The sequence below is a fragment of the Mesorhizobium sp. CNPSo 4684 genome (assembly GCF_057784315.1).
Map to the genome: position 1 here is coordinate 155,524 of NZ_JBWLUX010000006.1, position 25,579 is coordinate 181,102.

At 63.7% G+C, this 25,579-nt stretch carries 19 protein-coding genes and 1 pseudogene; 7 read left to right on the top strand and 13 right to left on the bottom strand.

Features of this window, described 5'->3' with window-relative positions:
• Positions 1 to 65 precede the first annotated feature (65 nt).
• The 3 genes from AC04SG_RS07575 to epmA all read right to left on the bottom strand — a co-directional run bounded on the left by AC04SG_RS07575 (position 66) and on the right by epmA (position 3,656).
• On the bottom strand, positions 66 to 866 hold the full coding sequence (locus AC04SG_RS07575; protein WP_488550516.1) for a 3'(2'),5'-bisphosphate nucleotidase CysQ: 801 nt from the start codon (positions 864 to 866) through the stop codon (positions 66 to 68).
• Entirely contained in the window at positions 853 to 2,196 is a 1,344-nt protein-coding gene (locus tag AC04SG_RS07580) for a TldD/PmbA family protein (protein ID WP_488550517.1), read from the bottom strand. The genes AC04SG_RS07575 and AC04SG_RS07580 overlap by 14 nt, the downstream gene beginning before the upstream one ends.
• A gap of 419 nt (positions 2,197 to 2,615) precedes the next feature.
• A complete protein-coding gene (gene epmA / locus AC04SG_RS07585; RefSeq protein ID WP_488550518.1) occupies positions 2,616 to 3,656 on the bottom strand; it encodes an EF-P lysine aminoacylase EpmA in 1,041 nt (346 codons plus the stop codon).
• 129 nt (positions 3,657 to 3,785) lie between these two features.
• Here epmA and efp point away from each other — a divergent pair, with 129 nt between their 5' ends.
• The 3 genes from efp to AC04SG_RS07600 all read left to right on the top strand — a co-directional run bounded on the left by efp (position 3,786) and on the right by AC04SG_RS07600 (position 6,711).
• A complete protein-coding gene (efp, locus tag AC04SG_RS07590) occupies positions 3,786 to 4,355 on the top strand; it encodes an elongation factor P (protein WP_112565024.1) in 570 nt (189 codons plus the stop codon).
• Between the two features lie 70 nt (positions 4,356 to 4,425).
• On the top strand, positions 4,426 to 5,886 hold the full coding sequence (locus AC04SG_RS07595; protein ID WP_488550519.1) for a phospholipase D-like domain-containing protein: 1,461 nt from the start codon (positions 4,426 to 4,428) through the stop codon (positions 5,884 to 5,886).
• A gap of 27 nt (positions 5,887 to 5,913) precedes the next feature.
• A complete protein-coding gene (locus AC04SG_RS07600) occupies positions 5,914 to 6,711 on the top strand; it encodes an endonuclease/exonuclease/phosphatase family protein (protein ID WP_112564939.1) in 798 nt (265 codons plus the stop codon).
• 1 nt (position 6,712) lies between these two features.
• Here the strand turns inward: AC04SG_RS07600 and AC04SG_RS07605 are convergent, their stop codons facing one another.
• From AC04SG_RS07605 to AC04SG_RS07625, 5 genes are all read right to left on the bottom strand, one after another.
• Positions 6,713 to 8,692: a glycoside hydrolase family 127 protein gene (locus AC04SG_RS07605; RefSeq protein WP_488550520.1), complete on the bottom strand. Its 1,980-nt coding sequence runs from the start codon at positions 8,690 to 8,692 to the stop codon at positions 6,713 to 6,715.
• A gap of 41 nt (positions 8,693 to 8,733) precedes the next feature.
• Positions 8,734 to 9,591, bottom strand: coding sequence for a carbohydrate ABC transporter permease (locus AC04SG_RS07610; protein WP_488550521.1), 858 nt, complete (start codon positions 9,589 to 9,591; stop codon positions 8,734 to 8,736).
• Entirely contained in the window at positions 9,591 to 10,517 is a 927-nt protein-coding gene (locus AC04SG_RS07615; protein WP_477351997.1) for a carbohydrate ABC transporter permease, read from the bottom strand. The genes AC04SG_RS07610 and AC04SG_RS07615 overlap by 1 nt, the downstream gene beginning before the upstream one ends.
• A 356-nt stretch (positions 10,518 to 10,873) precedes the next feature.
• Complete coding sequence (locus tag AC04SG_RS07620) at positions 10,874 to 12,115, bottom strand: ABC transporter substrate-binding protein (RefSeq protein ID WP_488550522.1); 1,242 nt, start codon at positions 12,113 to 12,115, stop codon at positions 10,874 to 10,876.
• Between the two features lie 69 nt (positions 12,116 to 12,184).
• Positions 12,185 to 13,237, bottom strand: coding sequence for a LacI family DNA-binding transcriptional regulator (locus AC04SG_RS07625; protein WP_488550523.1), 1,053 nt, complete (start codon positions 13,235 to 13,237; stop codon positions 12,185 to 12,187).
• 495 nt (positions 13,238 to 13,732) lie between these two features.
• Between AC04SG_RS07625 and AC04SG_RS07630 the strand changes: the two genes are divergently transcribed.
• The 3 genes from AC04SG_RS07630 to AC04SG_RS07640 are packed head-to-tail and all read left to right on the top strand — an operon-like array spanning position 13,733 to position 20,582.
• Positions 13,733 to 18,946, top strand: a complete 5,214-nt coding sequence (locus AC04SG_RS07630) for a GAF domain-containing protein (RefSeq protein WP_488550524.1) — start codon at positions 13,733 to 13,735, stop codon at positions 18,944 to 18,946.
• The gene (locus AC04SG_RS07635; protein ID WP_488550525.1) at positions 18,943 to 19,332 is read left to right on the top strand and encodes a response regulator; all 390 of its coding nucleotides are present in this window, start codon (positions 18,943 to 18,945) and stop codon (positions 19,330 to 19,332) included. Before AC04SG_RS07630 ends, AC04SG_RS07635 begins: the two co-directional genes overlap by 4 nt.
• Positions 19,329 to 20,582: an adenylate/guanylate cyclase domain-containing protein gene (locus AC04SG_RS07640; protein ID WP_488550526.1), complete on the top strand. Its 1,254-nt coding sequence runs from the start codon at positions 19,329 to 19,331 to the stop codon at positions 20,580 to 20,582. Before AC04SG_RS07635 ends, AC04SG_RS07640 begins: the two co-directional genes overlap by 4 nt.
• Positions 20,583 to 20,660: 78 nt before the next feature.
• Here the strand turns inward: AC04SG_RS07640 and AC04SG_RS07645 are convergent, their stop codons facing one another.
• Together AC04SG_RS07645 and AC04SG_RS07650 are read right to left on the bottom strand one after the other, a co-directional pair.
• A complete protein-coding gene (locus AC04SG_RS07645) occupies positions 20,661 to 20,843 on the bottom strand; it encodes a hypothetical protein (RefSeq protein WP_488550527.1) in 183 nt (60 codons plus the stop codon).
• Positions 20,844 to 20,891: 48 nt separating this feature from the next.
• Positions 20,892 to 21,005 (bottom strand): annotated as a pseudogene (locus tag AC04SG_RS07650) (HNH endonuclease); the annotation flags it as partial.
• A 283-nt stretch (positions 21,006 to 21,288) separates the two neighbouring features.
• Between AC04SG_RS07650 and AC04SG_RS07655 the strand changes: the two are divergent.
• On the top strand, positions 21,289 to 21,693 hold the full coding sequence (locus AC04SG_RS07655; protein WP_488550528.1) for a dihydrofolate reductase family protein: 405 nt from the start codon (positions 21,289 to 21,291) through the stop codon (positions 21,691 to 21,693).
• A 163-nt stretch (positions 21,694 to 21,856) separates the two neighbouring features.
• On the opposite strand, the gene AC04SG_RS07660 is transcribed toward AC04SG_RS07655, so the two are convergent.
• The 3 genes from AC04SG_RS07660 to AC04SG_RS07670 all read right to left on the bottom strand — a co-directional run bounded on the left by AC04SG_RS07660 (position 21,857) and on the right by AC04SG_RS07670 (position 25,553).
• Positions 21,857 to 22,717 (bottom strand): patatin-like phospholipase family protein, encoded by an 861-nt coding sequence (locus AC04SG_RS07660; RefSeq protein ID WP_488550529.1) that lies wholly within the window; start codon positions 22,715 to 22,717, stop codon positions 21,857 to 21,859.
• A complete protein-coding gene (locus tag AC04SG_RS07665) occupies positions 22,714 to 24,042 on the bottom strand; it encodes a M16 family metallopeptidase (protein ID WP_488550530.1) in 1,329 nt (442 codons plus the stop codon). The genes AC04SG_RS07660 and AC04SG_RS07665 overlap by 4 nt, the downstream gene beginning before the upstream one ends.
• Before the next feature lie 155 nt (positions 24,043 to 24,197).
• Positions 24,198 to 25,553, bottom strand: a complete 1,356-nt coding sequence (locus tag AC04SG_RS07670) for a M16 family metallopeptidase (protein ID WP_488550531.1) — start codon at positions 25,551 to 25,553, stop codon at positions 24,198 to 24,200.
• Between the last annotated feature and the right edge of the window lie 26 nt (positions 25,554 to 25,579).

Below are 25,579 nucleotides of genomic sequence, written 5' to 3' on the forward strand. Positions count from 1 at the left end.
GGTCCTTCACATATTGTGAGTTTGTGACAGGTCTAGACCAAAGCTGTCGACTTTGGAACCTTCGATCACGCTTCCGTACCGGCAATGACGCCGGCAAGCACGGTGAGCAGCTTCCCGCTGCCTGCGACCAAGGCTCCGTGACGGATCACCTCGCCGGCGTAAAGCGGCGCGCGGCCATGCCCGTCGAGCACGGCGCCGCCGGCTTCGCGCAGGATGAGATCGGCGGCGGCAATATCCCAATCATGCGCGTTGGGCTTGACGAAGGTGGCGTCGAGCGTGCCGTTGGCGACCATCGCCAGCCGATAGGCGAGCGAGGGAATGTGCGCCGCGCGATGCACCCGGCTCTGCCACTCCGCCGGCATCCGGTCGATCAGCTGCTTCAGCCCGCCGATCTCGACCGTCTCGCCCAAGCGACGCACGGCAATGGACTTGCCATTAAGGAATGCGCCCTGTCCAGGCAGCGCCCAATAGGTTTCGTCCTTGGCCGGGCATTCGAGCACGCCGGTGAGCGTGCGGCCGTCCTCGACCACAGCGACGCTGACGCACCAGGAGCGCAGGCCTTCAAGGAAGCCACGGGTGCCGTCGATGGGATCGACGACAAAGGTGCGGCGCGCCAGAAGCCGCGCCGGATCGTCGGTCGTTTCCTCCGACAGCCAGCCATAGTCCGGCCGCGCCGCGAGCAGGGTCTCACGCAAATAGGCATCAGCCGCATGGTCGGCCTCGCTGACCGGCGAGGTGCCGCCCTTCATCCACACTTGCGGGTTTTTGCCGAAATAGCGCATGGCGATCGCACCGGCCTCGCGGGCGGCGTCGCGCAAAAGCTCAAGGTCTTCTGCAGCCGATATGACCGGGTCACGCGCCGGCAAGGGTCATGCCTTCGATCAGCAGCGTCGGTGCGGCGGTGCCGAAATTGCGGTCGAGATCGCTAGCCGGCACCATGTTGAGGAACATCGTCTTCAGATTGGAGGCGATGGTCACCTCGGCCACCGGATAGGCAAGCTCGCCATTGTCGATCCAGAAGCCGGACGCGCCGCGGCTGTATTCGCCGGTCACCATGTCGACGCCCTGGCCGAACACTTCGGTGACGTAAAAGCCTGATTTCAGCGACTTGATCAGATCTTCCGGCATCCTGTCGCCCGGCTCGATGGCGAGATTGGTCGATGACGGCGACACCGACGAGCCGCTGCGCGCACCGCGTCCGTTGGTGACAAGGCCCAGTTCTCGCGCCGCGGACGTCGACAGGAACCAATGCTTCAGCACGCCGTTTTCGACCATCAGCAGCTTTTCGCCCTCGACGCCTTCGCCGTCGAATGGCCGTGAGGCCTGGCCGCGGCGCCGCAGCGGCTCGTCGGTGACGGTGATATCCGCCGATGCAACCTGCTTGCCCATCATCTCGCGCAAAAAACTGGTCTTGCGCGCTACCGAAGCGCCGTTGATGGCGCCGGCGAGATGGCCGGCAATGCCGCGTGCGACGCGCGGATCGAAGACGACATCGACCGGCCCGGTCGCGGCCTTGCGGGCACCGAGGCGGCGCACGGCGCGCTCGCCGGCCTTGCGGCCGATCAGCTCGGGCGCGTCGAGATCGGAAAAATGCTGGTGCGAGGAATATTCGTAATCGCGCTCCATTCCGGTGCCCTCGCCCGCAATGACGCTGGCCGAGCGCGAAAAGCGCGAGGCGACATAGTGGCCGACAAAGCCGTTCGACGTCGCAAGCACCAGCCCGCCCAGCCCGGCGCTGGCGCCGCTGCCGGCCGAATTGGTGACACCTTTGACGGCAAGGGCTGCTTCCTCGGCAGCCAGGGCCGCTTCCTTCAACTGATCGGCCGAAACCTCGGTGGCGTCGAACAGATCGAGGTCGCGCACCTTGCCGACGAGCAAAGCCGGATCGGCAAGACCCTGGTAGGGATCCTCCGGCGAGACTTTCGCCATCGCCACGGCGCGCTCGGCCAACGCCTTGGGGTCCGATGCCGCCGTCGCCGATACGCTCGCCACCCGGTTGCCGACAAAGACGCGCAACGAGACATCGTCGCCCTCGGAGGCCTCCGTGCTCTCGACCTTGCCCAGCCGCACCGACACGCCGGTCGAGCGGCCGCGCACGGCAACCGCATCTGCGGCGTCAGCGCCGGCCCGCTTGGCAGCCTCGACCAGAGCCGCGACGCGGTCGGTCAATTTCGCTGCCTCTGATGTATCTGTCATGCGCATGGTCCTGGCTTCAAGCCGCGCCGGGCGGTAGCGGCTGCTGCACCATCTATTGTCCCGCTTCGGCTTGTGCAATGGCGCATGGGCAATTGCGCCGCTGCGGCATAGCGCCCGAGCAGACCGCCAAAGCCCCATCTGCGGTGCCGATCACAACCCAGGCCAAGGCGATGGTGATGATAAGCCGGCCGCGTGGAGGCAAGGCTCCGAACTTTCTCGAACAGCAGCCCTTTCCACAGAACGCAGCTTTAAGAGATCAAGTTGATTTAATTTATTGTCCACGGATTCCAGCCTAACCGGATCGCATCCATTTCAGGACGAACGTGGAGATTCGATAAGTCCCGCTTTTCGTCGCCAACCTGCTGGCGCCACGGCAGCCAAAAGCGGCCGCGGAGGCGTATAGCCGCCCGGCCCGCCTCTTAGGCGACCGGCGTCCAGATCACGTCGTCTATTCTGGCCGCGCCCGTCGCCAGCATCACCAGCCGGTCGAAGCCGAGCGCCGAGCCGCTGGCCTGCGGCATCGTGGCCAGCGCCGCGAGAAAATCCTCGTCCAGCGGATAGCGCTCGCCATAGACGCGCTCCTTCTCGTCCATCTCGGCGGCAAAGCGCCGTCGCTGCTCGGCAGCATCGGTCAGTTCGCCGAAAGCGTTGGCGAGCTCGACGCCACAGCAATAGAGCTCGAAGCGCTCGGCAACGCGCGGGTCTTCGGCGCTCGGCCGGGCAAGGGCTGCCTCCGAGATCGGATAGCCATAGAGGATGGTGGCGCGCGCCTGCCCCAGTATCGGCTCGACCTTTTCGACCATTACGCGACTGAACAGATCGGCCCAATTGTCATCGTCGGCGGTGCGCAGGCCCGCCTTGACCAGCGCTTGATGAAGCGCGTCACGGTCGGTGTTGCCATCAGCCGCCACCGTGGCGAGAAGATCGATGCCGGCATGGCGTTGAAAAGCTTCGGCAACGCTCAGCCGTTCCGGCTCGGCAAATGGATTGGCCTCGCGGCCGCGAAAGCGAAAGGTTTTAGCGCCGGCCCGCTTGGCCGCCAGCTTGAGCAGCTCGGCGCAATCGGCCATCAGGCTCTCATAGGTTTCGCCCACCCGGTACCATTCGAGCATGGTGAATTCCGGATGGTGCAAGGGGCCGCGCTCGCGGTTGCGCCAGACCGCACCCAGACTGAAAATGCGCTGTTCGCCGGCGGCCAGCAGCTTCTTGCAAGCGAATTCCGGCGAGGTGTGGAGATAAAGCGGCCGGCGCTCCCCGTCAGAACCAATTGCCTCGGTGGCGAAAGCCGAAAGATGCGCCTCATTGCCGGGCGATATCTGCAGCGCCGCCGTCTCGACCTCGATGAAATCGCGCTCGCCAAACCAATCACGCATCGCGGCCGCGATGGCGTTGCGGGCGATCAGCCGCGGCCGGCGGTCGGCGTGAACATCCGGCGTCCACCAGGGCGAGGCCTCGGTCATGGCTTTGCCGGGCAACGGAATTGCTGACAGGGCTGGCGGTTCGCGCCAAGATGCGCTACGGCGACGGCTCTCGCAGCCGATTTGCGCCGAACAATCGTTTCAGGCCAACGAAGTCTAGGATTGAAAACCGTGGTGAAGGTCATCGCCAGTTCCCTGCGTAAAGGCAACGTCGTCGACAAGGACGGCAAGCTTTACGTGATCCTCTTTGCCGAAAACATCCACCCTGGCAAGGGCACGCCGGTCACCCAGCTCGACATGCGCCGCATCTCCGACGGGGTGAAGGTTTCGGAGCGCTACCGCACCACCGAGCAGGTCGAGCGCGCCTATGTCGAGGACCGCGAGCACACCTTCCTCTACGCGGATAGCGAAGGCTATCATTTCATGAACCCGGAGAGCTACGACCAGGTCGCGGTGTCGGAAAGCGTCGTCGGCGACATGGCGCCCTATCTGCTCGAAGGCATGGCTGTGCAGATTTCGCAGTTCAACGGCATCGCCATTGCCCTCGTGCTGCCGCAGCGCGCCACCTTCGAGGTGGTCGAGACCGAACCGGTGACCAAGGGCCAGACGGCCTCGTCCTCCTACAAGCCGGCCGTGCTGTCCAACGGCGTGCGCACCGCAGTCCCCCCGCACATCAGCGCCGGCACCCGCGTGGTGGTGATGACGGCGGATGGCTCCTATGTGGAGCGGGCGAAGGACTGAGGCGCCAAGCCCCAGTCCTCGTTAATGCCTTGCATTGCCTTCTGCGGCCACTGGCTCGATAGTCCTGCCGATGTGGCAGACCTTTGTGACCTACTGGCCTCTGATCCTCGTGATCATTCCGATGCTGATGGCCGCTATCGGCATCGTCCACGCCATCATGACGAAGGAAGACGTCCGCGCCGCCACTGGCTGGGTGGGCGTGATGATTTTGTCGCCGTTCCTGGGCGCCATCATCTACGCCATCGCCGGCATCAACCGCATCCGCCGCGCCACGATCAGCGCCATGAGGCCCGTGGCGGGCGAAGCCGAGACGGCCAAACACGACCGCGACATTGCGCTCGAAGCGCTGATCTCAGCCGAATTCGGCGAACGCTTTGCCGGCCTGAAGACGTTGGGCGACCGGGTAGCGCGACGCGGACTGCTTTCGGGCAACGCAATCACCATGCTGAGGACGGGCGACGATGCTTACGCGGCCATGCGCAAGGCGATCGACGAGGCACAGCGCAGCGTCCTGCTCGAGACCTACATCTTCGACAATGACGAGATCGGGCAGCTGTTCGTCGAATCGCTTGCCGGCGCGGTTCGGCGCGGTGTCACCGTGCGCGTGCTCATCGATGCCGTCGGCGTGCGCTACTCAGTGCCCAGCATCCTGACGACTCTCCGGGAAGCCGGCGTCACCGTCGACCTCTTCAACGGCAACATCGTCATGGGCCTGAGACTTCCCTATGCGAACCTCAGAACGCACAGGAAGATCCTGATCGTCGACGGTGCGGTCGCATTCACGGGAGGCATGAACATCCGCAAGGGATTCTCGGCCGAATTCGCGGGAACCGCCAGTTCGGCGGATACACATTTCCAGGTCACTGGACCGGTCGTGGCCGACCTGTTTGCGGTTGCCGCCGAGGACTGGCGCTTTGCCGGCAACGAGGCCCTCAAGGACGAGGTCTGGCACGTCGAAAAACCCTCGCCGCCGCCCGGTCAGCCGATCCTGGTGCGGGCCGTGGCGTCGGGGCCGGACGCCAGCATAGAAACCAACCACAAATTGCTGATGGGCGCATTTTCCGTCGCCCGCAAATCGATCCGCATCATGTCGCCCTATTTCCTGCCGGACCGGGAATTCATCAGCGCGCTGACCACGGCGGCCCGGCGCGGCGTCGAGATCGATATCGTCGTGCCGGCGGTCAACAATCTCTTCCTGGTCGGCCGTGCCATGTCGGCGCAATACGACCAGGTGCTGAAGCATTATTGCCGTGTCTGGCGCCACGAAGGGTCGTTCGACCATTCGAAGCTGCTGTCGGTCGATGGCGTGTGGGCCTATGTCGGCTCCTCCAACCTCGACGCCCGGTCGCTGCGGCTGAATTTCGAGATCGATCTGGAGGTGCTGGATAAAGGCTTTGCCGCCGAGATCGAAGCACGCATCGGATCAGCAATCGCTTCCGCCAAACCCGTCACACTCGCAACCTTGAAAGCGCGGCCATTTGTCATCCGTGTTTTCGACCGGTTGCTATGGCTGGGATCGCCCTATCTTTAGAATCAGTACAGATTGAACAGCAGGCCTATGGACATAAACGGACGCAGCCTCCCCGAAACCGTGCTCCTGTCGATCCGCGGCAGGAAGGCGCGCAAGGCGAATGCGACGCCGCGCAAGCGCGTTGATGGCGCTGAGATGGTGGTCGCCTCCTACAATGTTCACAAATGCATTGGCACCGACCGCCGGTTCGACCCCGAGCGGACCGCCCGCGTCATCCGCGAGATCGGCCCCGACGTCATTGCTTTGCAAGAGGCCGACAACCGGTTCGGCGATCGCGCCGGGCTGCTCGATCTTGCCCGGATCGAACACGAAACGGGGCTGGTGCCGGTGCCGGTTTCGGGAAACGGCAAGGGCCATGGCTGGCGCGGCAACGTTCTGTTGTTCAAGCGCGGCACGGTGCGTGACGTGCATCAGATCAAGCTGCCGGGGCTGGAGCCGCGCGGCGCGCTGGTAGCCGAGATCGACCTCGACGAAACCCGCACGCTGCGCGTCATTGCCGCCCATCTCGGCCTGCTGCGCCGCTCACGCTCCGAGCAGGCCCGCGTCGTGCTCGACATTATGAGCAGCCAGGATGAAAGGCCGACCTTGCTGCTCGGCGACCTCAACGAATGGCGGCTGGGCAACCGCTCGGCGCTGAAGACGCTGCACACCACCTTCGCCACGCCGCCGGCCGTACCGACTTTCCCCTCGGGCCTGCCGGTTCTGGCGCTCGACCGCATCATGGCCAACCGGCACGGCATGGTCTCGTCGGTGGAAGCCCATGATACGCCGCTATCGCGGGTTGCGTCTGATCATCTGCCGCTGACGGCTTTCGTGAGTTTGTAACTCACCCGTCGCGCAACCACACCACCATCTCGCCGGGGTCACGATTGTCCCAGGCGTAATAAGGGACGGCCTTGAGCTTCGCCTGCTCGACGGCTGGCGCCTCGGTGCGATAGAGGCCGTTGTCCCAGTTTTCCGCCGTTTCCCGACTTCCGGTGGCCGAGAGGGTGACGACGCCGCCGAGAAGGTTCGGCTCGGGATGCGCCTCGATCTCAGCCGTGCGCGGCAAGGTGATGCGGTGCAGTTGGCCGGCATTGTCGGTCTCTTCGACGCAGTAGATCAACGGGCCGCGCGCAAGTGCTACGCGGCCGATATCCTGGCGCACCTGCGGGTTGGCGAACAGGCGCGAGATCGACATGTCGAGGTCGAGTTCGACGCGGTCGCCCTTTTGCCACTCGCGCCGGATCGCTGCGTAGCCATCGTTCGACGCGGCATCGAGGTCGACAGACGCGCCGTTGACCTTCAGCGTTGCCTTGCGGCACCAGGACGGCACGCGCAGATGCAGCGTGAACTCAACGGGCGCATCCGGCTCGACCCGGATCGAGACCGCGCCGTCCCAGGGATAGTTGCTGGTCTGGACGAGGCTGACCGGCGTGCCCGCGATGTCGAAACGCGCCGTCGAGTCGCCATAGAGGTGGACGGCCAGCGCATCGTCGGCCAGGCCGTAGAAATAGCTGCCGATCGACGCCACCATGCGGCCGATATTGGGCGGGCAGCAGGGGCAGCGGTGCCATTTCCAGCGATTGTGCTTGCCCCGGCTTTCCAGCGGGTTCTCGTAGAAGAACAGCGAGCCGTCGAGCGACAGGCCGGAGATCGAGCCGTTGTAGAGCGCCCGCTCCATCATGTCGGCGTAGCGGGCGTCGGGACCCATGCCGAGCATGCGGCTGGCCCAGAACACCAGCCCGACAGAGGCACAGGTCTCGGCATAGGCGGTTTCGTTGGGCAGGTCGTAATCGCTGGTGAAGCCTTCATTGTGGGCCGACGGCCCGATGCCGCCGGTGACGTAGAGGCTCTTGGTGGTGAGATCGTCCCAGAGCCGGTCGAGCGCTACCCGCAGCGTATCGTCGCCATATTCGGTGGCGATGTCGGCCATGCCGGAATAGAGGTACATCGCCCTGACCGCGTGACCGACGACCTTGTCCTGCTCGCGCACCGGCCTGTGCGACTGATTGTATTCGTAGGTCTTGAAATGATAGGCCTTCGGGTCGGCGCCGCGCGCACGCGCCTCCTCGTCGAAATAATGTGGCTCAACGCCGCGCTGGTCGATGAAGTATTTCGCCAGCTCCATGTATTTCCGCTGGCCGGTCGCTCGCGCCAGCTTGACCAGCGCCAGCTCGATCTCCTCATGGCCGCAATAGCCCTTCTGCTTGCCGGGCTCTGGCCCGAACGTGTCGGCGATATGGTCGGCATAGCGGCATAGGATGTCGAGCAGCTTGCGCTTGCCGGTGGCCTGGAAATAGGCGACCGCGCCCTCGATCAGATGACCGGCGCAGTAGAGCTCGTGGCAGTCGCGCAAATTGGTCCAGCGCAGGCCAGGCTGGATGCGCTGGTACCAGGAGGACAGATAGCCGTCGGGCTGCTGCAGCTTTTCGTACATGTCGATGACGGCGTCGATGTTTTTCTCCAGCCGGTCGTTGCGGCGGCGGTAGAGCGAATAGGCGGCGGTCTCGATGGTCTTGCCCCAGTCGGAATCCCAGAACATCTGCGTCGTCACCGTCGAGCCGGTGAAGCCGGGCGTGGCCGCCTCGTCGGGCGACGGCGAATGGAATGGGATGACGAGACCGGGCGACGGCCGGTCCGGATCGATCTGCTCCAGCATGCGGGCTTCGACGCAGCGCTCGTAGAGGATGTCGGCGGTGCGCGACGCCACCGCATCGACGCGGTCGCCCCAGAAGCCGCGCACGTCGACCTGCGGCACCGGCAGCGGGCGGAAGGCGAGGCTTAGTTTTCCCGTCTTCCGGGCGGCGGATTTGTGTGCGGTCATCGGCTGGCTCCGTTCGATTTCGTCATTGTCATTTCCGCCGGTCATTTCACGGCGCCGGCCATCAGGCCGCGTATGTAGAAGCGCTGCAGCAACAGGAAGAGGATCAGGCAAGGCACCATCATCACGGTGACGCCGGCCTGCACGGCGCCCCAGTCGATGGCGCCGAAGCGGCCGGATTGAAGTGCGGTCATCATGATCGGCAGCGTGAATTTGGACTGGTCGGTCATCAGCACGAGGGCGGCCAGGAACTCGTTCCAGGCGCCGAGGAAGGCGAACAGCGCGATGGTGACGATGCCGGGCCAGACCAAAGGCAGCATCACCTTCAGCAGCATGGTGACATTGTTGGCGCCGTCCATGCGGGCCGCCTCCTCGATCTCGCGCGGCACCGCGTCGAAGGCGTTGCGCATCATGAAGATCGAGAACGGCAGCTGCAGCGTGACATAGACGCAGACCAGCCCGGTCAGCGTGTTGTGCAGGCCGACCTTGGTCAGCACCAGGAAGATCGGCGTCAGGATCGACTGGAACGGGATCATGATCGTCGACAGGATGACGACGAAGAGCAGGTCCTTGAACGGAAAGCGGAAGCGCGAGAAGCCGTAGCCGGCAAGCACGCTGACGATGACGGAAAACACCACCGTCATGACGGAGACATAGAGGCTGTTTTGCGCCGGCAGCCACAGCCCGTCGCCGAAAGTGTTGAGCGTGCCGTAATTTTCGACCGAAAAACCGGTGGTCGGCCAAGGCGGCAGCGGCGGCAGGCGCGCCTCCTGCGACGGCTTGAAGGCCGACAGCACCGTCCAGACGATCGGCGCCAGGAACAGCACCGAGGCGATCATGCCGGTCGCGTGCTCGGCGATGCCGAGGCGCAAGCGGCTGTTGCGGCTTCTTGCCTGCGCCATCAGTCGACCCCCTCGGGCTTGCGCAGCAGCCAGAGCTGGAACGTGCTGAGCGCGACCAGGATGGCGAGCAGGATCATCGACAGAGCGGCGCCATAGCCCAGCTTGAACGATACGAAGGACTGGTTGAATATCCAGTAGACGGCGGTCAGCGTCTGATTGCGCGGACCGCCGCGCAGGATGATGTAGAACTGGTCGAAGGCGAGGATGGAGCCGGCGACCGACAGGATCAGCGCCAGCGCCAGGGTGCGGCGCATCAGCGGCAGCGTGATGGCGCGAAAGCGCGCGAACGGTCCTGCCCCATCGATCATCGCCGCCTCCTGCAGATCGGTCGGGATCGACTGCAGGCCGGTCATCAGGATGATCATGGTGAAGCCCGCCACCTTCCACACGACCATGGCAATGATCGACCAGAAGGCCGGCTGGAAGGTGGCCAGAAGGTTGAATTTCTTCCCGGTCAGACCGAGGTCGAAGGCGGCCGGGCTGAACAGGCCGGAATCGACATTCAAAAGCCACGACCAGAGTAGGCTCGCCGAAGCGAAGCCGATAACAGCCGGCATGAAGAAGGACGTGCGGTAGAAGCCGGTGAGCCGCCGGGGACGCTCGATGAACAGCGCCAGCGGAAAGGCGACGGCGAAGATCGCGATCGTCACCACCACCGTGTAGAGGCCGGTGAAGCGCAGTGCATTCCAGAACCTGGTGTCGCGCAGGATCGCCCAATAATTATCGAGGCCGATGTAGCTGTGCTCGCCCATCAGCGGCCAGTTGTGCAACGACATCCACGCCGTCATGCCGAGCGGGATGATGAAAAAGACAACCACCAGCGCCACGGCCGGCGCGACATAGAGCAAGCCGATCCACTGCCGGCGGCCGGCACCGACCAGTTTTCGCGGGCGCGCCGCGGCGGAGGTTGCTGCGATGGTGGTCATGGCTTGCCCTTCCCTTCTCCCCTTGTGGGAGAAGGTGGATCGGCGCGCAGCGCCGAGACGGATGAGGGGTGCGCAAAGGAATGAGGCAGCGGGGATTTCGAACGTATAGCCAAGCTGGAACACCCCTCATCCGACCGAACTTCGTTCGGCCACCTTCTCCCACAAGGGGAGAAGGGGGAGCCAAGGTCCCGGTGCGCCTTATTGCTGGCAATCCCGATAGGTGAATGCTGTTTCAACACGATAACCCTGCAATTAGCGATGCGATGTCCGGCCGCCCGTCCAGGGAGACGGGCGGGCGGCCGGATTGGGACTTCGGACGGCAGGGCGTTGCGCCACTGCTGCCGTCCAGCCAGTCCCTATTTCTGCGGCGCCTGGTCGATGATCGACTGCATGGTCTCCTGGGCGTTCGCGATCGCGCCGTCGACATCGTCGCCGAAGAAGACCTCGTTGACCATCTGCGTCCACGGGCCGTTGGCGGAGTTGATCAAATCGTTGAACACCACCGAATAGGGTGTGCGGCCCTTGGCCATCGCCTCGGCGGCGATCTGGTAGCGCGGGTCGAGATCCTTCAGCGCCTCCTTGGCGATGTCGCCGCGCACCGGCAGGCTGCCGTATTTCGCCAGGATGGTCTGGCCCTCGAGCGAATAGGCGAAGTCGAGAAACTCCTTCACCACAGCGAGCTTCGTGGTGCCCTTGGTGACGACGAAATTGTCGCCGCCGGCAAAGGACGACCAGCCGCCATCCTTGCCCGGCAGAAAGGTGACGCCGTAATCGACATCAGGATACTGCGTGTTGAGCGCGCCGATGGCGAAGGCGCCGGAGGGCGAGATGCCGATATTGCCGGCGGCGAAGGCGGCGAAGAAGTTGGAACCGGTGTCGGTCTGCGCGCCGGCTGGCACCAGATCCTTCTTGACCATCGACCGGTAGAGGTCGATGGCGCCGCGCAATTGCGGGCTGTCCAGCGTCGCCTTGGCGCCGTCCTCGGAGAGGATGTCGCCGCCCGAGGCCCAGACCAGCGGCGTGAAGGTGAAGATGTTGCAGCCGCCGCAATTGCCGGAGAAATAGAAACCCTTGATGTCGCCGCCGAGCGCATTGACCTTCTCGGCGTCGGCTTCGATTTCGGCCCAATTGGCCGGGCCCTTTTCAGGGTCGAGCCCGGCCTGCTTGAACAGCTTCTTGTTCCAGATCAGCACCGAGGAGTCAGCCGAGAACGGCAGGCCGTAGATGCGGCCCTTGTAGGTGCCGGTCTTGACGTGCGCCGGCGACAGGCTGGCGAAATAGGGCAGCGACTTCGCCCAGTCGGTGATGTCTTCCAGCTGGCCGGCGGCGGAAAAGGCCGGCGTGTAGATCAGGTCAAGTGACAGCGCGTCGGGCGCAGTGCCGCCGGCGGCCGCGGCGCCATATTTCGGAATGATCTCGGCATTGGGGATGATGTCGAGCTTGATCTGGTTCTCATGCCCCTTGTTGAAGGCATCGACGATGCGCGGCATGAAATTCGAGCCGTCGGCGCGCACCCAGATATTGGCCGTGTCGGCGGCCATGGCGGGCATAGCGAAAATACTCGCGGCAATGGCAAGCCCGGCAATCCTGGTCTTCATGGTTTTCCTCCTCATGGTTCTATTCTCCTCCCTATTGCGGCGCTCTCCCAGATCGCGCCGCGCGTTCTCCTAGCCGCCTGGTGGACGGCCGCATGACTGACGCACCACCAGCCGGCACGGCAGTTTTCTTATGCCTGGCGCGGCCGGTTGGCCGCCGACGAGCGAAAGCAGCGCAAGCCCGGCCTCGCGGCCAAGCGCTGAAAGGTTCATGTCGACCGAGGTCAGCGGCGGCCGCGTCGCTTCCGCCACGATCTCCCAATTGTCGAAGCCGATGACGCCGACATCGCCGGGCACGCCGATGCGGCGCTCGCGCAGCGCATCGATGACGCCGCGCGCGATCTGGTCGTTGCCGCAGAAGACGGCGTCGGGTTTCTCCCCCCTGCCCGCCTTGCCGTCGAACAGTCTTGCGACCGCCTCGTGCCCCCAGGCCTCCGACCAGTGCCCGAGCAGCGGCTCGGCAACCGGCAGGCCATGCTCGGTCAGCACCTCGCGGTAGGCACGCGCCCGCTCATGCACCACGGCGAAGCTCGCAGGACCGCTGACATGGGCGATGCGCCGGCGCCCGAGCGCGCAAAACTGCTCGACCGCCAGCCGCGCGCCGCCGGCATCGTCGGAGACGAAGCCGATGGCGTCGGGATCGGGCTGGGTAAAGGCGTAGATCACCGGGATGCGCAGATTGGCGAGGTCGACCGGCAGGTGGCGGTCGATTCGCTTGCCGGTGGCGATGATGCCGTCGACGCGCTTGTCGAGCATGGCCTCGACATGCAGCTGGCCGAGCCGCACGTCGTCCTCGACATTGCACAGGAAGACCGAGACGCCGGCATCGACCAGCGCATCGGAAACGCCGGCCATCAGCGGCAGCGAGAAGCGGCCATAGGTATCGTTGGTGAGCAGCCCGACGGTGAAGGAGCGCTTGCGCAACAGGCTCTGCGCCAGGCTGTTCGGCCGGAAGCCGAGCCGCTGCGCCGTCTCGCGGATACGCTCGCGCGTCTGCGCCGTCATCCGCCCCTGCCCGTTCAGCGCCTTCGACGCCGTCGCCACGCTGACGCTGGCGGCGGACGCTACCTCACGCAGGGTGACGGGGGTCTTGGCGGAGACAGGTGGTGGCGCGTCGGATGCCATTGCTTAGGTGTTGGTCCTCGGTTTGGGAAAAGGTTTTCTCTTGCTGGCCCGTGCCCTGTCGATGTTGGGGATCGGCGGACGCCACGGAAATTGGGAAAAGGTTTTCTCAACGGGAGACTAGGATGAGAATTCGGGGATGGCAAGGGGGCGGCGAGTGGCGACGCGATCGACGCAGTTGTTCGTTGCGACCGATTTGCGTCAGAAGTGACCATTGACGAGCAGATCTTCCGATGTCGCCTTTTGGCCGGAAGCTGACCGACTGGCTTTAGGTCAAGGCGCGAAAAAGCGGACACTCCGCCTACGACCCCATCTCGGAAGTATTCCCTATCTGCGATAGCTCCGAAAGCCGGCGCTCAGGTGCATCACCAAAGCGGCCGCTCTGCGTGACGCACGGACATTGCAGGTCACCAAACTTGACGCTGGGCTGGCCAGAGCCGACACTGAGCAGAGAAAAAGAGGAGCACCTCTGTGGGAGGGCCAGACTCCGACTCAGAGATGACGATCAGCTCGCTCCGATCCGAGTTGACAGCGGCGCGCGAAGAAAATCAGGTACGCACCGCAGAGGTCGCCAATCTCCTTGAGCAGCAGAATGCGACGAGTGCGATCCTCAGGGTGATCGCCGCATCGCCGACCGACATCCAACCGGTACTGCAGACGCTGGTCGACTCGGCTATACGCCTGGCCGGGGCGGACATGGGCGCAATCACGTTGCGCGTTGGCGATACGTTGCGGTTCATGGCAGGCGGCGGGCAGGCTGCTGAGCTGCATGCATACGAACGGGCCCACCCACATGTCGTGGGACGAGGGACGTTCCAGGGCCGCGCCGCGCTGGAGGGATTGACGATCCATGTGGCGGACGCGCTTGAAGACCCGGAATACGAAAGGCCGGAAGCCGCAATCATCGGCAGTTTCCGCGGAGTACTTTCTGTTCCGCTGAAGCGGGGTCAGGAGACCATCGGCGTATTCGGCATGGCGCGGCGGATGATCGGGCTATTTTCACCGCGTCAAGTCGAACTGGTCGAGAGCTTCGCCGACCAAGCCGTGATCGCCATCGAGAATGCCCGGCTGTTCGAGAAAGTCGAGGGGCACAATCGTGAACTGGCCGAGTCGCTGGATCAGCAGACTGCGACGGCCGAAGTGTTGAAGACGATCAGCAGTTCGGCGTTCGATCTCGATTCCGTGCTGCATACGCTTGTGAAGTCCGCGTCCGACCTCTGTCATTCCGGGATGGGCTACATCTATCTGCGCCAGGGCGACGTGTTGCAGCCGACGGTACAGATCGGATGGAGCCAAGAATTCCAGGACCACATGAACAACCTCCCGGTCACGCCGGGCCGGGGCAGCATCGCCGCCCGCGTTGCCCAGAGCGGGTCCGTGGAGCAGATTGCCGACGTTCTCGACGATCCGGAGTATACAAACATCGAAGGCCAGCGGCTCGGCGGCTTCCGCACTCTGCTAGGCGTTCCGCTGATGCGTGACGGCGCCGTGACCGGCGTCTTCGTCCTCGCCCGCTCGTCGGTCTCGCCGTTCAGTACGCGCGAAATCGAACTGGTACAGACATTTTCGGATCAGGCGGTCATCGCGATCGAGAACGTGCGGCTATTCGAAGAGGTCGAGTCCCGCAACCGCGACCTAGCCGAGTCGCTGGAACAGCAGATGGCCACCGGCGAGATATTGCGCGCAATCTCCGGATCCCCGACTGATGCGCAGCCGGTCTTCGACGCGATCGCACAGAGCGCCGCCAAGCTCTGCGGGGCGCAATTCTGCTTTGTCGACCGGTTCGATGGAACGCTCCTGCACTTCATGGCCCATTACGGGGTGCCGCCCGAAGCAATCGAGACGATCGATCGCAGCTTCCCAATGGCACCAGGACGTGGCAGCGCTGCAGCGCGGGCGGTGAGCAGCGGCACCGTAGTGCAAATCCCCGACATACAGGCCGATCCGGATTATCAGGCCGATCCGGATCATAGGATGGGCGCCCTTGCCGATTTATTGCATTCGCAAAGCACCGTCGCGGTGCCGATGCTCAAGGATGGCGTTCCGATCGGCGTGATCACGGTCGACCGGCTTGAAGCCGGCGATTTTCCCGATCGGCAGGTCGAACTGCTCAAGACCTTCGCCGACCAGGCGGTCATAGCCATCGAGAACGTCCGGCTGTTCGAAGAGGTCGAGTCGCGTGGCCGTGACCTGACCGACGCGCTAGAGAAGCAGACGGCGACCGGCGCGATATTGCAAGTGATCGCCGGGTCTCCTACGGACATTCAGCCTGTGCTGGACGCCGTCGCTGAAAGTGCCGCTCGGCTTTGCGACGCCTATGACGCAACGATCTATCTGCTGCGCTCCGACAGGCTGGCTGTGGGAGCGCATCATGGACCGATTCCGATTGACAGTGCTGGCTTGCCGGTCGCGCGCGACATCGTTACCGGCCGCGCCGTATTGGATCGGGTGCCGGTCCACGTTCACGACTTGACCATCGCTGGAGAGGAGTTTGCAACTGCCCGAATGATGGCTAAACGTCTCGGTTTTCGCGCGATTCTCGCCACTCCGCTGTTGCAGGAAGGAAAAGCAATCGGAGCGCTTATGATCCGGCGCATCGAGGCGCGGCCCTTTAGCGACAGCCAAATCGGCCTCCTCAAAACTTTCGCCAACCAGGCCGTCATCGCGATCGGCAATGTGCGGCTCTTCGAAGAGGTGCAGGCCCGCACCGCCGAACTTGGCGAAGCATTACAGCAGCAGACAGCGACCGCGGATGTGCTCAAGGTCATAAGCCGCTCCGCATTCGACCTGCAGAGCGTCCTGCAGACACTTATCGATTCTGCTGTGAGGCTCTGCGGTGCGAAAACGTCTGGCATCTTTATGCGCGACGGCGATGTCTTCCGGCTTGCGGCAGGCTACGACCAAACCCCGGAGTATCGCGCGTATGAAGAGGCGAATCCGAGTCCGATCAGCCGACAATCCTGGGTCGGCCGAACAGCACTCGACAAGGCAGTCGTCCATGTTCCGGATGTTACCAAGGACACAGAACATGGCCTTCCCGAAGCTCCGCGTCTCGGAGGTTATTCGGCTGTGCTCTGTGTACCGCTTATGCGCGAAGGATCGGTAATTGGCGTCTTCGCAATGACGCGACCTGAACCCGGGCCCTTCACCGATAGCCAGATCGAACTTGTCCAGACCTTTGCCGACCAGGCCGTAATTGCGATCGAGAACGTCCGCCTTTTCGAGGAGGTGCAGCAGCGGACACGGGAGGCCACAGAGGCGCTGGAGTACCAGACGGCGACCAGCGATGTGCTTAGCGTTATCAGCCGCTCGCCCACCGATGGGCAGCCAGTGTTTAATATGATCGCGCAAAGCGCCGCCCGTCTATGCGAAGCGCAGTTCTGCTTTGTCTACAGATTTGACGGCGAGCTTCTGCATTTCGTCGCGCATCACGGCATCACCGAAGAAAGCGTTGAGATCGTGCGCAACACCTTTCCCGTGGCACCTACTCGCGGCAGCGCTGCCGAACGGGCAATTCTATATCTTGACGTGGCGCAGATCCCGGACCTCACCTTGGATAGTGAATTCACGCATCGCGCCGCGGCGGCTTTTTCGGGCCTGCGCAGTGCTGTCGCCGTGCCGATACTGCGTGACGGCCTGCCCATCGGTTGCATAGCAGTCGGGCGTGCTGAGACGGGCTTTCTTGCCGCTAAGCAAGTCGAACTTCTGAAGACCTTCGCCGACCAGGCCGTGATCGCCATCGAAAATGTCCGCCTGTTTGATGAGGTCAAGGCGCGGACCGCGGAGCTAAGCGAGTCGCTTCAGCAGCAGACAGCGACAGCAGACGTGCTCAAGGTCATCAGCCGGTCGGCCTTCGACCTGCAGAACGTCCTTGACACCCTGGCAGAGTCCGCCGCGCACCTCTGCGACGCGGACATTGCCGATTTCTATCGTCTGGTCGACGACGGATTTCAGTGGACCACGACCTTCAGCCGAGATCCGGAAGCGGCCCCTGCCCATACCAAGATCATGCGCCAGCCGGGGCGCGGATCGGTGTCGGGGCGCGTTCTGCTGGAACAGAAAACCGTTCACGTACCGGATTTCGAAGCCGATCCCGAGTTCACCTTCACCGACGTGGCGCGGCAGCGCGGCGTTCGCTGCATCCTCGGCGTTCCGCTTCTGCGCGGTACGGAGCTGATGGGGTTGCTTCTGGTCATGCGCAAGGCGCCCGGACCATTCTCGCCAAAGCAGATCGAGCTGGTCGAGACTTTCGCCGACCAAGCGGTGATCGCCATTGAAAATGTCCGCTTGTTCGACGAGGTACAGGCCCGCACGGCGGAATTGAGCGAATCGCTGCAGCTGCAGACGGCAACGGCGGATGTTCTGAAGGCGATCAGCCGTTCCACATTCGACCTGCAGCCGGTTCTCGACACGCTGGCAGAATCAGCGGCCAAGCTGTGCGACGCGGACACGAGCGTCATCTTCAAGCGTGACGGCGATCTCTACCGGTGGTCGGCCGAGTACGGCAATTTGCCTGAAGCCGCGGCTTTCGCCAAAGCCAATCCCTTCGCCGCCGGTCGCGACAGCGTCACCGGAAGGGTGGCCCTCGAAGCCCGCGCCGTCCACGTTTCGGACGTGCTCGCCGACCCGGACTACGGGGCAACGCAGCTTCAGAAGCTCGGCGGCTACCGGACCATTCTATGTGTTCCGATCTTGCGCGAAGGCGCGCCGGTCGGCGTGTTCGCGCTGACGCGGTCACAGGTGCGGGACTTCACGCCGAGGCAGATCGAGCTCGTCGAGACGTTTGCCGACCAGTCCGGCATAGCGATCGAAAACGTCCGGCTGTTCGACGAGGTGCAGGCGCGTACCCGCGAATTGTCACGCTCGCTCGAAGATCTGAGGACCGCGCAGGACCGCCTCGTGCAAACGGAGAAGCTCGCCTCACTCGGCCAGTTGACCGCCGGTATCGCCCACGAGATCAAGAACCCGCTCAACTTCGTCAACAACTTCTCAACGCTCTCCGGCGAACTCATCGATGATTTGAACAGTGTGCTGGCCGGAGCGCCTTTGGAGGCATCCGTGCGCGAAGAGGTCGGCGAGCTGACAGCCATTCTCAAGAGCAATCTCGACAAGGTGGTCCAGCACGGCAAGCGGGCCGATTCCATTGTCAGGAACATGCTGCTGCATTCGCGCGCGGGTTCAGGAGAGCATCGTCCGATTGACATCAATGCCATCGTGGAGGAGAGCCTGAACCTTGCCTATCACGGGGCGCGCGCCGAAAGGCCGGGATTCAACGTCACGCTGACGCGGAATTTCGACCCGCAGGCGGGGGATGTCGATCTCTACCCGCAGGAGATCACGCGGGTGCTTCTCAACCTCATCTCCAACGGCTTTTATGCAACGGCCAAGCGCAGCGCCGCGGCGAATGGCGCGGGCTATGAGCCGACGCTCTCCGCCACCACCAGGAGTCTCGGCGACCGTGTCGAAATCAGGATCCGCGACAACGGCACCGGCATTCCGCCGGAGGTGAAAGAGAAGATGTTCAACCCATTCTTCACGACCAAGCCAGCCGGCGAGGGCACCGGGCTCGGCCTGTCGCTCAGCCACGACATCGTCGTCAAACAGCATGCCGGCACGATCGACGTCGACAGCCAGCCAGGCGAGTTCACCGAGTTCCGGATCGTGCTGCCGCGCGCTGCGGCCTCGCTCGCAAAATCGGGAGGTGAAGTATGAGCCTCCTCATCCTGGTCGTCGACGACGAGCCCGACGTCGAGCCGCTGTTTCGCCAGCAGTTCCGCCGCGACATCCGAGCCAGCCGCTTCACCATGGAGTTCGCGCAATCGGCAGTCGATGCGTTGGAGCAGATCGACCACGCCGAAGGGGTGACACTGATCCTGGTGCTGTCCGACATCAATATGCCCGGCATGAGCGGGCTCGAGCTGCTGCCGAAGATCAAGGTGCTGCGGCCCGACGTCCCGGTCATCATGATCACCGCCTATGGCGACGCCGAAACCAAGCGCAAGGCGTTGGAGAACGGTGCCGAAGCGCTGCTGACCAAGCCGATCGACTTTTCGGCGCTCAGGCAACAGATCGAAACCCGGCTGGGAATGGTGGCGTGACGGCGCGCATCCTCGTGGTCGACGACGAGCCCGATCTTGAGGTCTTGATCGTCCAGAAGTTCCGGCGTCAGATCCGCGACGGCGCGGTCATTTTCCTGTTTGCCAGCGATGGTGTGGACGCCCTGTCCGTCATCGACGGCAACAGCGACATCGACATGGTGCTGTGCGACATCAACATGCCCCGTATGGACGGCCTGTCGCTGCTGGAGAAGCTGCAGCAGGCCGAGGGTCAGCAGCTTTCGACGGTCATCGTCTCCGCTTACGGTGACATGGCCAACATCCGTACTGCGATGAACCGCGGCGCCTTCGACTTCATCACTAAGCCGATCGACTTTGCCGACCTGGAGACCACGATCGCCAAGACCTTGAAGCATCGCGAGGTGCTGCAAGAGGCGCATCGGCGGCAAGCAGTCGCGGAGCGCGCGCATGCATCGCTGTCGCGCTATTTCTCGCCCAATCTGGCCGAGCGGCTGGCCGGCGACGCCGACGGGCTGGCGCTAGCCGGGCAATGGCGCGAGGTCGCCTCGCTGTTCACTGACATTACCAGCTTCACCACGCTGGTGGAAACGATCGACCCTGCCACGCTAGGCGCGCTCCTCAACGACTATTTGGCCGGCATGACCGACGTCGTGTTCGCGCATGAAGGCACTGTCGCCAAGATCGTCGGCGATGCGCTGCATGTGCTGTTCGGCGCGCCTGGCGAGCAGCAGGACCATGCGGCGCGCGCGGTTGCCTGCGCGCTCGAGCTCGACGCGCTGTCGCAATCGTTCCGCGATAGCTGGCGCGACAAGGGCGTCGCGGTCGGTACGACCCGCATCGGCGTCCATGCAGGTCCGGCGCTGGTCGGAAATTTCGGCGGAGGCCGCTTCTTCGACTACACGGCCTATGGCGACACCATTAATATCGCGGCGCGGCTGGAAAGCGCCAACAAGCAGCTGGGCACGCGTATCTGCGTCAGCGCGAGCGCGGCTGCAAGGGTCGACGGCTTCCGCGGACGGCCGGTCGGCGATCTGATGCTGCGCGGCAGGGCCGAGGCGCTGCGCGCGTTCGAGCCTTTGTCGTCAAAGCAGTATGATGATCCTTCGACGGCGAGCTATCTCGAAGCCTTCGGCAGATTGGAGGCCGGCGATGCAAACGCGCTTACGGCTTTCGCCGCGCAGATCGGCAAATGTCCGGACGACCAGCTCGCCAGCTTCCATCTCAAGCGGCTGCTCAACGGCGCCAAGGGAACGCGGATCAGCCTCGACTGATCTTTGCGCCTGTCGCGACCGCGACCGTCAAGCCTCGTCGCCAGCAATGTCTGCTTTCACAAGGTGGCAAAGGTGCCCTCAACGACCGACAAGCGGCGCAAAGCGGTCATGCGCCTTCGCCTCGGGGAGTCCGCTTTGGATCATCAGCGGCCGTTCCACCCGCGCGCCCTCGCCGCCCAGCACCTCCACCGCCTTCTCAATATCCGCTTCAGCGTCCTTGATTTCATCATCAAATCGAACACCCGGAATTCGACGCCGCATCACCGCCACCTTCAGACTGACAACCTCTTTCTCCGATCAGGTGGGACGCTCTGCGACGCATGCTTCGACGCGGCTGAGATACGGGCGAGGAAACTGGTATTGCTCTGTAGGGCGATCATTGTATCTCGAATCCCATCGGTGAATGAAGACTCCGAATCCCATGATCGTCCTGCAATCCGTTCCTGGGAAATATCTGCCTGCGATGTAACACCAAAATCCGATCTCGGGAGTTTATTTCAGGCCGGAAGAATTTTCCCCTCGTTGCGTGTAGCATCAAGTCTCCGCCATCCGTCCTCTGGCCAAAAAAGGAGAACGTCATGCGAAAACTCATCGTCACCGAATTCATCAGCGTCGACGGCATTGCCGAGGTCGAGAAGCTGCCCAAAGTGACCTGGAACGATGAAATGCAAAGGTTCAAGGAGGAGAGCTTGCCGATAGCGGCGCCATGCTTCTGGGGCGCACGACCTATGAGATCTTTGCCGGCTCCTGGCCGAGCGAGACCGGCGACTTCGCCGACCGGTTCAATGGGCTGCCGAAATATGTCGCGTCGGCCAGCCTGAAGGCGCTGGACTGGAAGCCGGCGGAATTGCTTGCGGGTTCCTTGCCGGAAGCAGTGAGCAAGCTGAAGCAAGGCAGTGGCGGCAACATCTATTTGCATGGCAGCCTCAGCGTCGCGCAGGAGCTGCTGCGCCACGGCCTGGTCGACCGCGTCAGGCTGCTGAGCTACCCCGGCACTGTTGGCGAGGGCAAGAAGCTGTTTCCGACCGACATGCCTGTGGCGCTGGAGCCGATCTCGGCCATGACGTTCAGCAATGGCGTGGTAGCACTGGAATATGCGGCGGGGAAGTGAAGGCTGATCTCTCCCCTTGAGGGGGGAGATGTCGCCGAAGGCGACAGAGGGGGTCGCTGCGCGTAAAGCGCCCACCTCATCTGTCGCAAGGAGGTCGTATCCAGTCGAACCGACCCCCTCTGGCCTGCCGGCCATCTCCCCCTCAAGGGGGGAGATTAGCAGTTCACCCGGCCTTCTTCCCTCGCTTGCCCTTGGCGCGTGCCTCGACCACCCTTTCCACCTCGCGCTTCAGCTCGTCCTTGATCTCCTGCGTCTCGGCCATCAGCGCGTCGATCTTCATGAAATCGAGCACGCGGTACTTCGACACGTTGGGGCGGATCAGGATGTCGGGCGGCCCCTGCTTCAGCTTGTGGGCGATGATCGACTGCATCATCAATTGCGTGGCGCCGTACATCAGGTCGACGGTGGTCGGGTGCTTGCGCTCGGCCTCGCTCGGCGCGCCGACGACATCGATGGCGATGATGATGTCGGCGGCGTTTTCGATCAGGTCGAACGGCACCGGATTGTAGATGCCGCCGTCGATCAGCACGCGGTCGTCGCGCGTCACCGGGCGGAACACGGCGGGAATGGCGGCCGAAGCCGCCAAGGCCGAATGCAGGTCGCCATCGTCGAAGACGGCCAGCTTGTGGCCGAAATAGTCGGTCGCCGTCACCTTGAGCGGGATCTGAAGGTCGGCGAAGGTTTCAGGGATCGCTTCGGGCAGGAAGGCCTTCAGGATGCGCTCGATGTTGAACTGGCCGACGCGGATGCCGCCTTGCATTGCCTCGGCGATGGTGCCCGGCCGCGAGCGCCACATGCGCGCTGCCACCTCGGCACGACGGCCCAGGATCGAACGGGCATAGCCCTCGATGTCCTTGCCGCTCATGCCAGAGGCCATGCCGGCGCCCATGATGGCGCCGATCGAGGAGCCGGCGATGGCCACCGGCTTGATGCCGAGCTCGTCCAGAGCCTCGACGATGTGAATGTGAGCCAGGCCGCGAGCGCCGCCGCCGCCAAAGGCGATGCCGAAAGTGGGACCTGTCATTTGGCCTCCAGCTTCGGGCCGATGCTCATGATCGCAGGGGCCGCCGACAGCAGCTTCTTCGCCGCTGCCTTGACCTGATCGAGCGTCACGCCGTTGATGAGCGCTGAACGGCGCTGCACGTAGTCGATGCCGAGATGGTCGAGCTGCAATTCCACCAGCGTCGATGCAATGGCGCTGGAAGAATCCAGATTGCTGATGGCATAGGAGCCGACCATGTATTTCTTGGTTGCGTCCAGTTCGGCCTCTGTCGGCCCCTCCTCGGCCATCTTCTTGACCACGTCCTTGACGATGGCGAGCGTCTCGGCCGCGCGGTCCGAACGCGTCGCCGTGGTGATGATCAGCGCGTTGGAATGCTGGTGATCGACCAGGCTGGAATCGACGCTGTAGGCCAGGCCGCGCTTTTCGCGCACCTCGTCATAGAGGCGCGAGGTGAAGGTGCCGCCACCGAGAATCTGGTTCATGAGCACCGCCGGGAAAAAATCCGGCGCATCGCGCTTCACGCCGGGATAGGCGAACTGCAGCGAGGTCTGCGGCAGGTCGTAATCGACCTCGAGCTGCTGGCCGAGCTTCAGCTCGGTATCGGCTACCGGCCGCAGCAGCTGCTTTTCGGGAAGATCGCCGAACACGTCATCGAGCTTCTGTTTCAGCGTCGCGGCGTCGATGTCGCCGACCACCGCGACATGCAGGCCGTTGCGGGCGAAATTGGCCTTGTGGAAGGCAGCCAGATCCGCCGCAGTGATGGTGGCGATGCTGTCTTTGGTGCCCTGGTCCGGCCGGGAGTAGGGATGGTCGCCATAGATGGCGCGCAGCCATTTGGTCTGGGCGACGGTGTTGGGGTCGCGCTCACTGGCGATGATGCCGGACAATATCTGGGAGCGGATGCGGTCGATCGGCGCCTGGTCGAAGCGCGGGCTGGTAACCGCCAGCCTGAGCAGGTCGAAGGCCGCATCCTTCTGCTCGGCCAGCATGCGCATCGAGCCATAGGTGCCGTCGCGCGCCGCGTCGAAACCCATTTCGGCGCCGGCATCGTCAAGCCTGGTCTGAAAGGCCTCGCTGTCGAGGTCGCCGGCGCCCTCGTCGAACAGGCCGGTCATCAGATTGACCAGCCCCTCCTTGCCGGCCGGATCCTGCGTCGAGCCACCATCGAAGACGAAGCGAATGGCGACGATCGGAATGGAGTGATCCTCGACCAGCCAGGCGTTGATGCCCTTTGACGAGGTCACCTGCTGGATGTCCATCGCGCGCGCGGCAAGCGCCGGCAGGACGAGGAAGAGGATGGCGAGGAACAGGGCGGTGAAGGTACGGAGCGCGGCACTCCCCCTCACCCAGCCTCCGCTTCGCTCGGCTGACCTCTCCCCGATGGGGAGAGGAGCTTGCCAGCGCTGGCGCCCGCCTCTTCTCCCCAGCGGGGAGAAGGTGGCCGCGAAGCGGCCGGATGAGGGGGCAGTCTCGCGCATGCTCATGGAAACCAGGCTCATCATCAATTCCCCGCCTGTTGCTGCGGCAAGAGATAGCCGGTGGTCGAACGGTCGAGCAGCAAATAGCGGGCGGCGACCGCCTTGATCTCGTCGGCGGTGACCTTGCGGATGCGGTCCGGCCATTCCTCGATGTCCTTCACATTACCGCCGGTGGCGAGCTCGGCGCCGTAGAGATTGGCCATCTCGTCCTGCTTGTCGTGGGCGAAGATCAGGGCCCTGATGTAGCGGGCCTTGGCCTTCTCCAACTCGTCGGCGGTGACGCCGTCCTTGACGATGCGGGCGATCTCGGCGTCGACGGCCGCCTCGACGTCGCTCAGCTTGGCGTCGCCGCGCGGCGCGCCATAGACGGTGAAATTGGTGGCGTCGAGCATGGTTCCCTGGAAGAAGGCGCCGGTCCCCGATGCGATGCCCTGCTTGACCACGAGCTGCTGGTAAAGCCGGCTGCGGCTGCCGCCGCCAAGAATCTCTCCCAACAGGTCGAGCGCCTCGGCCTCGCCGGGCTTTGCGGTGTGGTAGGACGGAACCACCCATTGCGTCGAAAAGCTCGGCACCGAAATGCGCCCATCGGTGAGCGTCACCGTGCGCCTGGTGTTCTGCTCCGGTTCGACCGGGCGGATGCGCGGCGGCAGGTCCGGGCCGCGCGCGACCTTGCCATAGGTCTTTTCGGCCAGCGCCTTCACCGCATCCGGCTCGACATCGCCGGCAACGATCAGCACGGCATTGTTGGGGCGGTAATACTTGTCATAGAAGGCAACCGCATCGGTGCGGTTCAGCTGCTCCATCTCCTGCATCCAGCCGATCACCGGAATGCGGTAGGGCTGGTTCTGCCAGAGCGTCGCATCGACCTCCTCGTCGAGCACGGCCTCGGGGTTGCTGTCGATGCGCGAGCGGCGCTCTTCCAGGATCACGTCGCGCTCGGTCTTGATGACCTCGTCGGTCAAGATGAGGTTGCGCATGCGGTCGGCCTCGAAGTTCATCATCTGTTCGAGCGCCGAGGGCGTCACCGTCTCGTGGAAGGCGGTGTAGTCATAGGAAGTGAAGGCGTTGTTGGAGCCGCCTATGTCCGAAATGGCGCGGTCGAACTCGCCCGCGGCGTGGTTGGTCGTGGCCTTGAACATCAGATGTTCGAAGAAATGCGCGATGCCGGACTTGCCTGGCGGCTCGTCGGCGCTGCCGATCTTGTACCACACCATATGGGTGACGATGGGGGCACGATGGTCGGGGATGACCACCACTTCCATGCCGTTGTCGAGCAGGAAGTTCGCCACCTTGCCGTCGTCCGCAGCCAGGGCCGGGCCGGCCACGGTCAGCGCGGTGGCGAGCAACGCTCTCCGCAGCCATTCAGTATGAAGTGTCATCAATGGCTCCGGTTTGTTATCGCGCG

What these genes read in the sequence shown, in the direction of transcription:
- AC04SG_RS07580 (WP_488550517.1), bottom strand. Translation starts at nt 2,196, where the DNA reads ATGACAGATACATCAGAGGCAGCGAAATTGACCGACCGCGTCGCGGCT.
- epmA (WP_488550518.1), bottom strand. Translation starts at nt 3,656, where the DNA reads ATGACCGAGGCCTCGCCCTGGTGGACGCCGGATGTTCACGCCGACCGC.
- AC04SG_RS07595 (WP_488550519.1), top strand. Translation starts at nt 4,426, where the DNA reads ATGTGGCAGACCTTTGTGACCTACTGGCCTCTGATCCTCGTGATCATT.
- AC04SG_RS07600 (WP_112564939.1), top strand. Translation starts at nt 5,914, where the DNA reads ATGGACATAAACGGACGCAGCCTCCCCGAAACCGTGCTCCTGTCGATC.
- AC04SG_RS07605 (WP_488550520.1), bottom strand. Translation starts at nt 8,692, where the DNA reads ATGACCGCACACAAATCCGCCGCCCGGAAGACGGGAAAACTAAGCCTC.
- AC04SG_RS07610 (WP_488550521.1), bottom strand. Translation starts at nt 9,591, where the DNA reads ATGGCGCAGGCAAGAAGCCGCAACAGCCGCTTGCGCCTCGGCATCGCC.
- AC04SG_RS07615 (WP_477351997.1), bottom strand. Translation starts at nt 10,517, where the DNA reads ATGACCACCATCGCAGCAACCTCCGCCGCGGCGCGCCCGCGAAAACTG.
- AC04SG_RS07620 (WP_488550522.1), bottom strand. Translation starts at nt 12,115, where the DNA reads ATGAAGACCAGGATTGCCGGGCTTGCCATTGCCGCGAGTATTTTCGCT.
- AC04SG_RS07625 (WP_488550523.1), bottom strand. Translation starts at nt 13,237, where the DNA reads ATGGCATCCGACGCGCCACCACCTGTCTCCGCCAAGACCCCCGTCACC.
- AC04SG_RS07630 (WP_488550524.1), top strand. Translation starts at nt 13,733, where the DNA reads ATGACGATCAGCTCGCTCCGATCCGAGTTGACAGCGGCGCGCGAAGAA.
- AC04SG_RS07635 (WP_488550525.1), top strand. Translation starts at nt 18,943, where the DNA reads ATGAGCCTCCTCATCCTGGTCGTCGACGACGAGCCCGACGTCGAGCCG.
- AC04SG_RS07645 (WP_488550527.1), bottom strand. Translation starts at nt 20,843, where the DNA reads ATGCGGCGTCGAATTCCGGGTGTTCGATTTGATGATGAAATCAAGGAC.
- AC04SG_RS07655 (WP_488550528.1), top strand. Translation starts at nt 21,289, where the DNA reads ATGCTTCTGGGGCGCACGACCTATGAGATCTTTGCCGGCTCCTGGCCG.
- AC04SG_RS07660 (WP_488550529.1), bottom strand. Translation starts at nt 22,717, where the DNA reads ATGACAGGTCCCACTTTCGGCATCGCCTTTGGCGGCGGCGGCGCTCGC.
- AC04SG_RS07670 (WP_488550531.1), bottom strand. Translation starts at nt 25,553, where the DNA reads ATGACACTTCATACTGAATGGCTGCGGAGAGCGTTGCTCGCCACCGCG.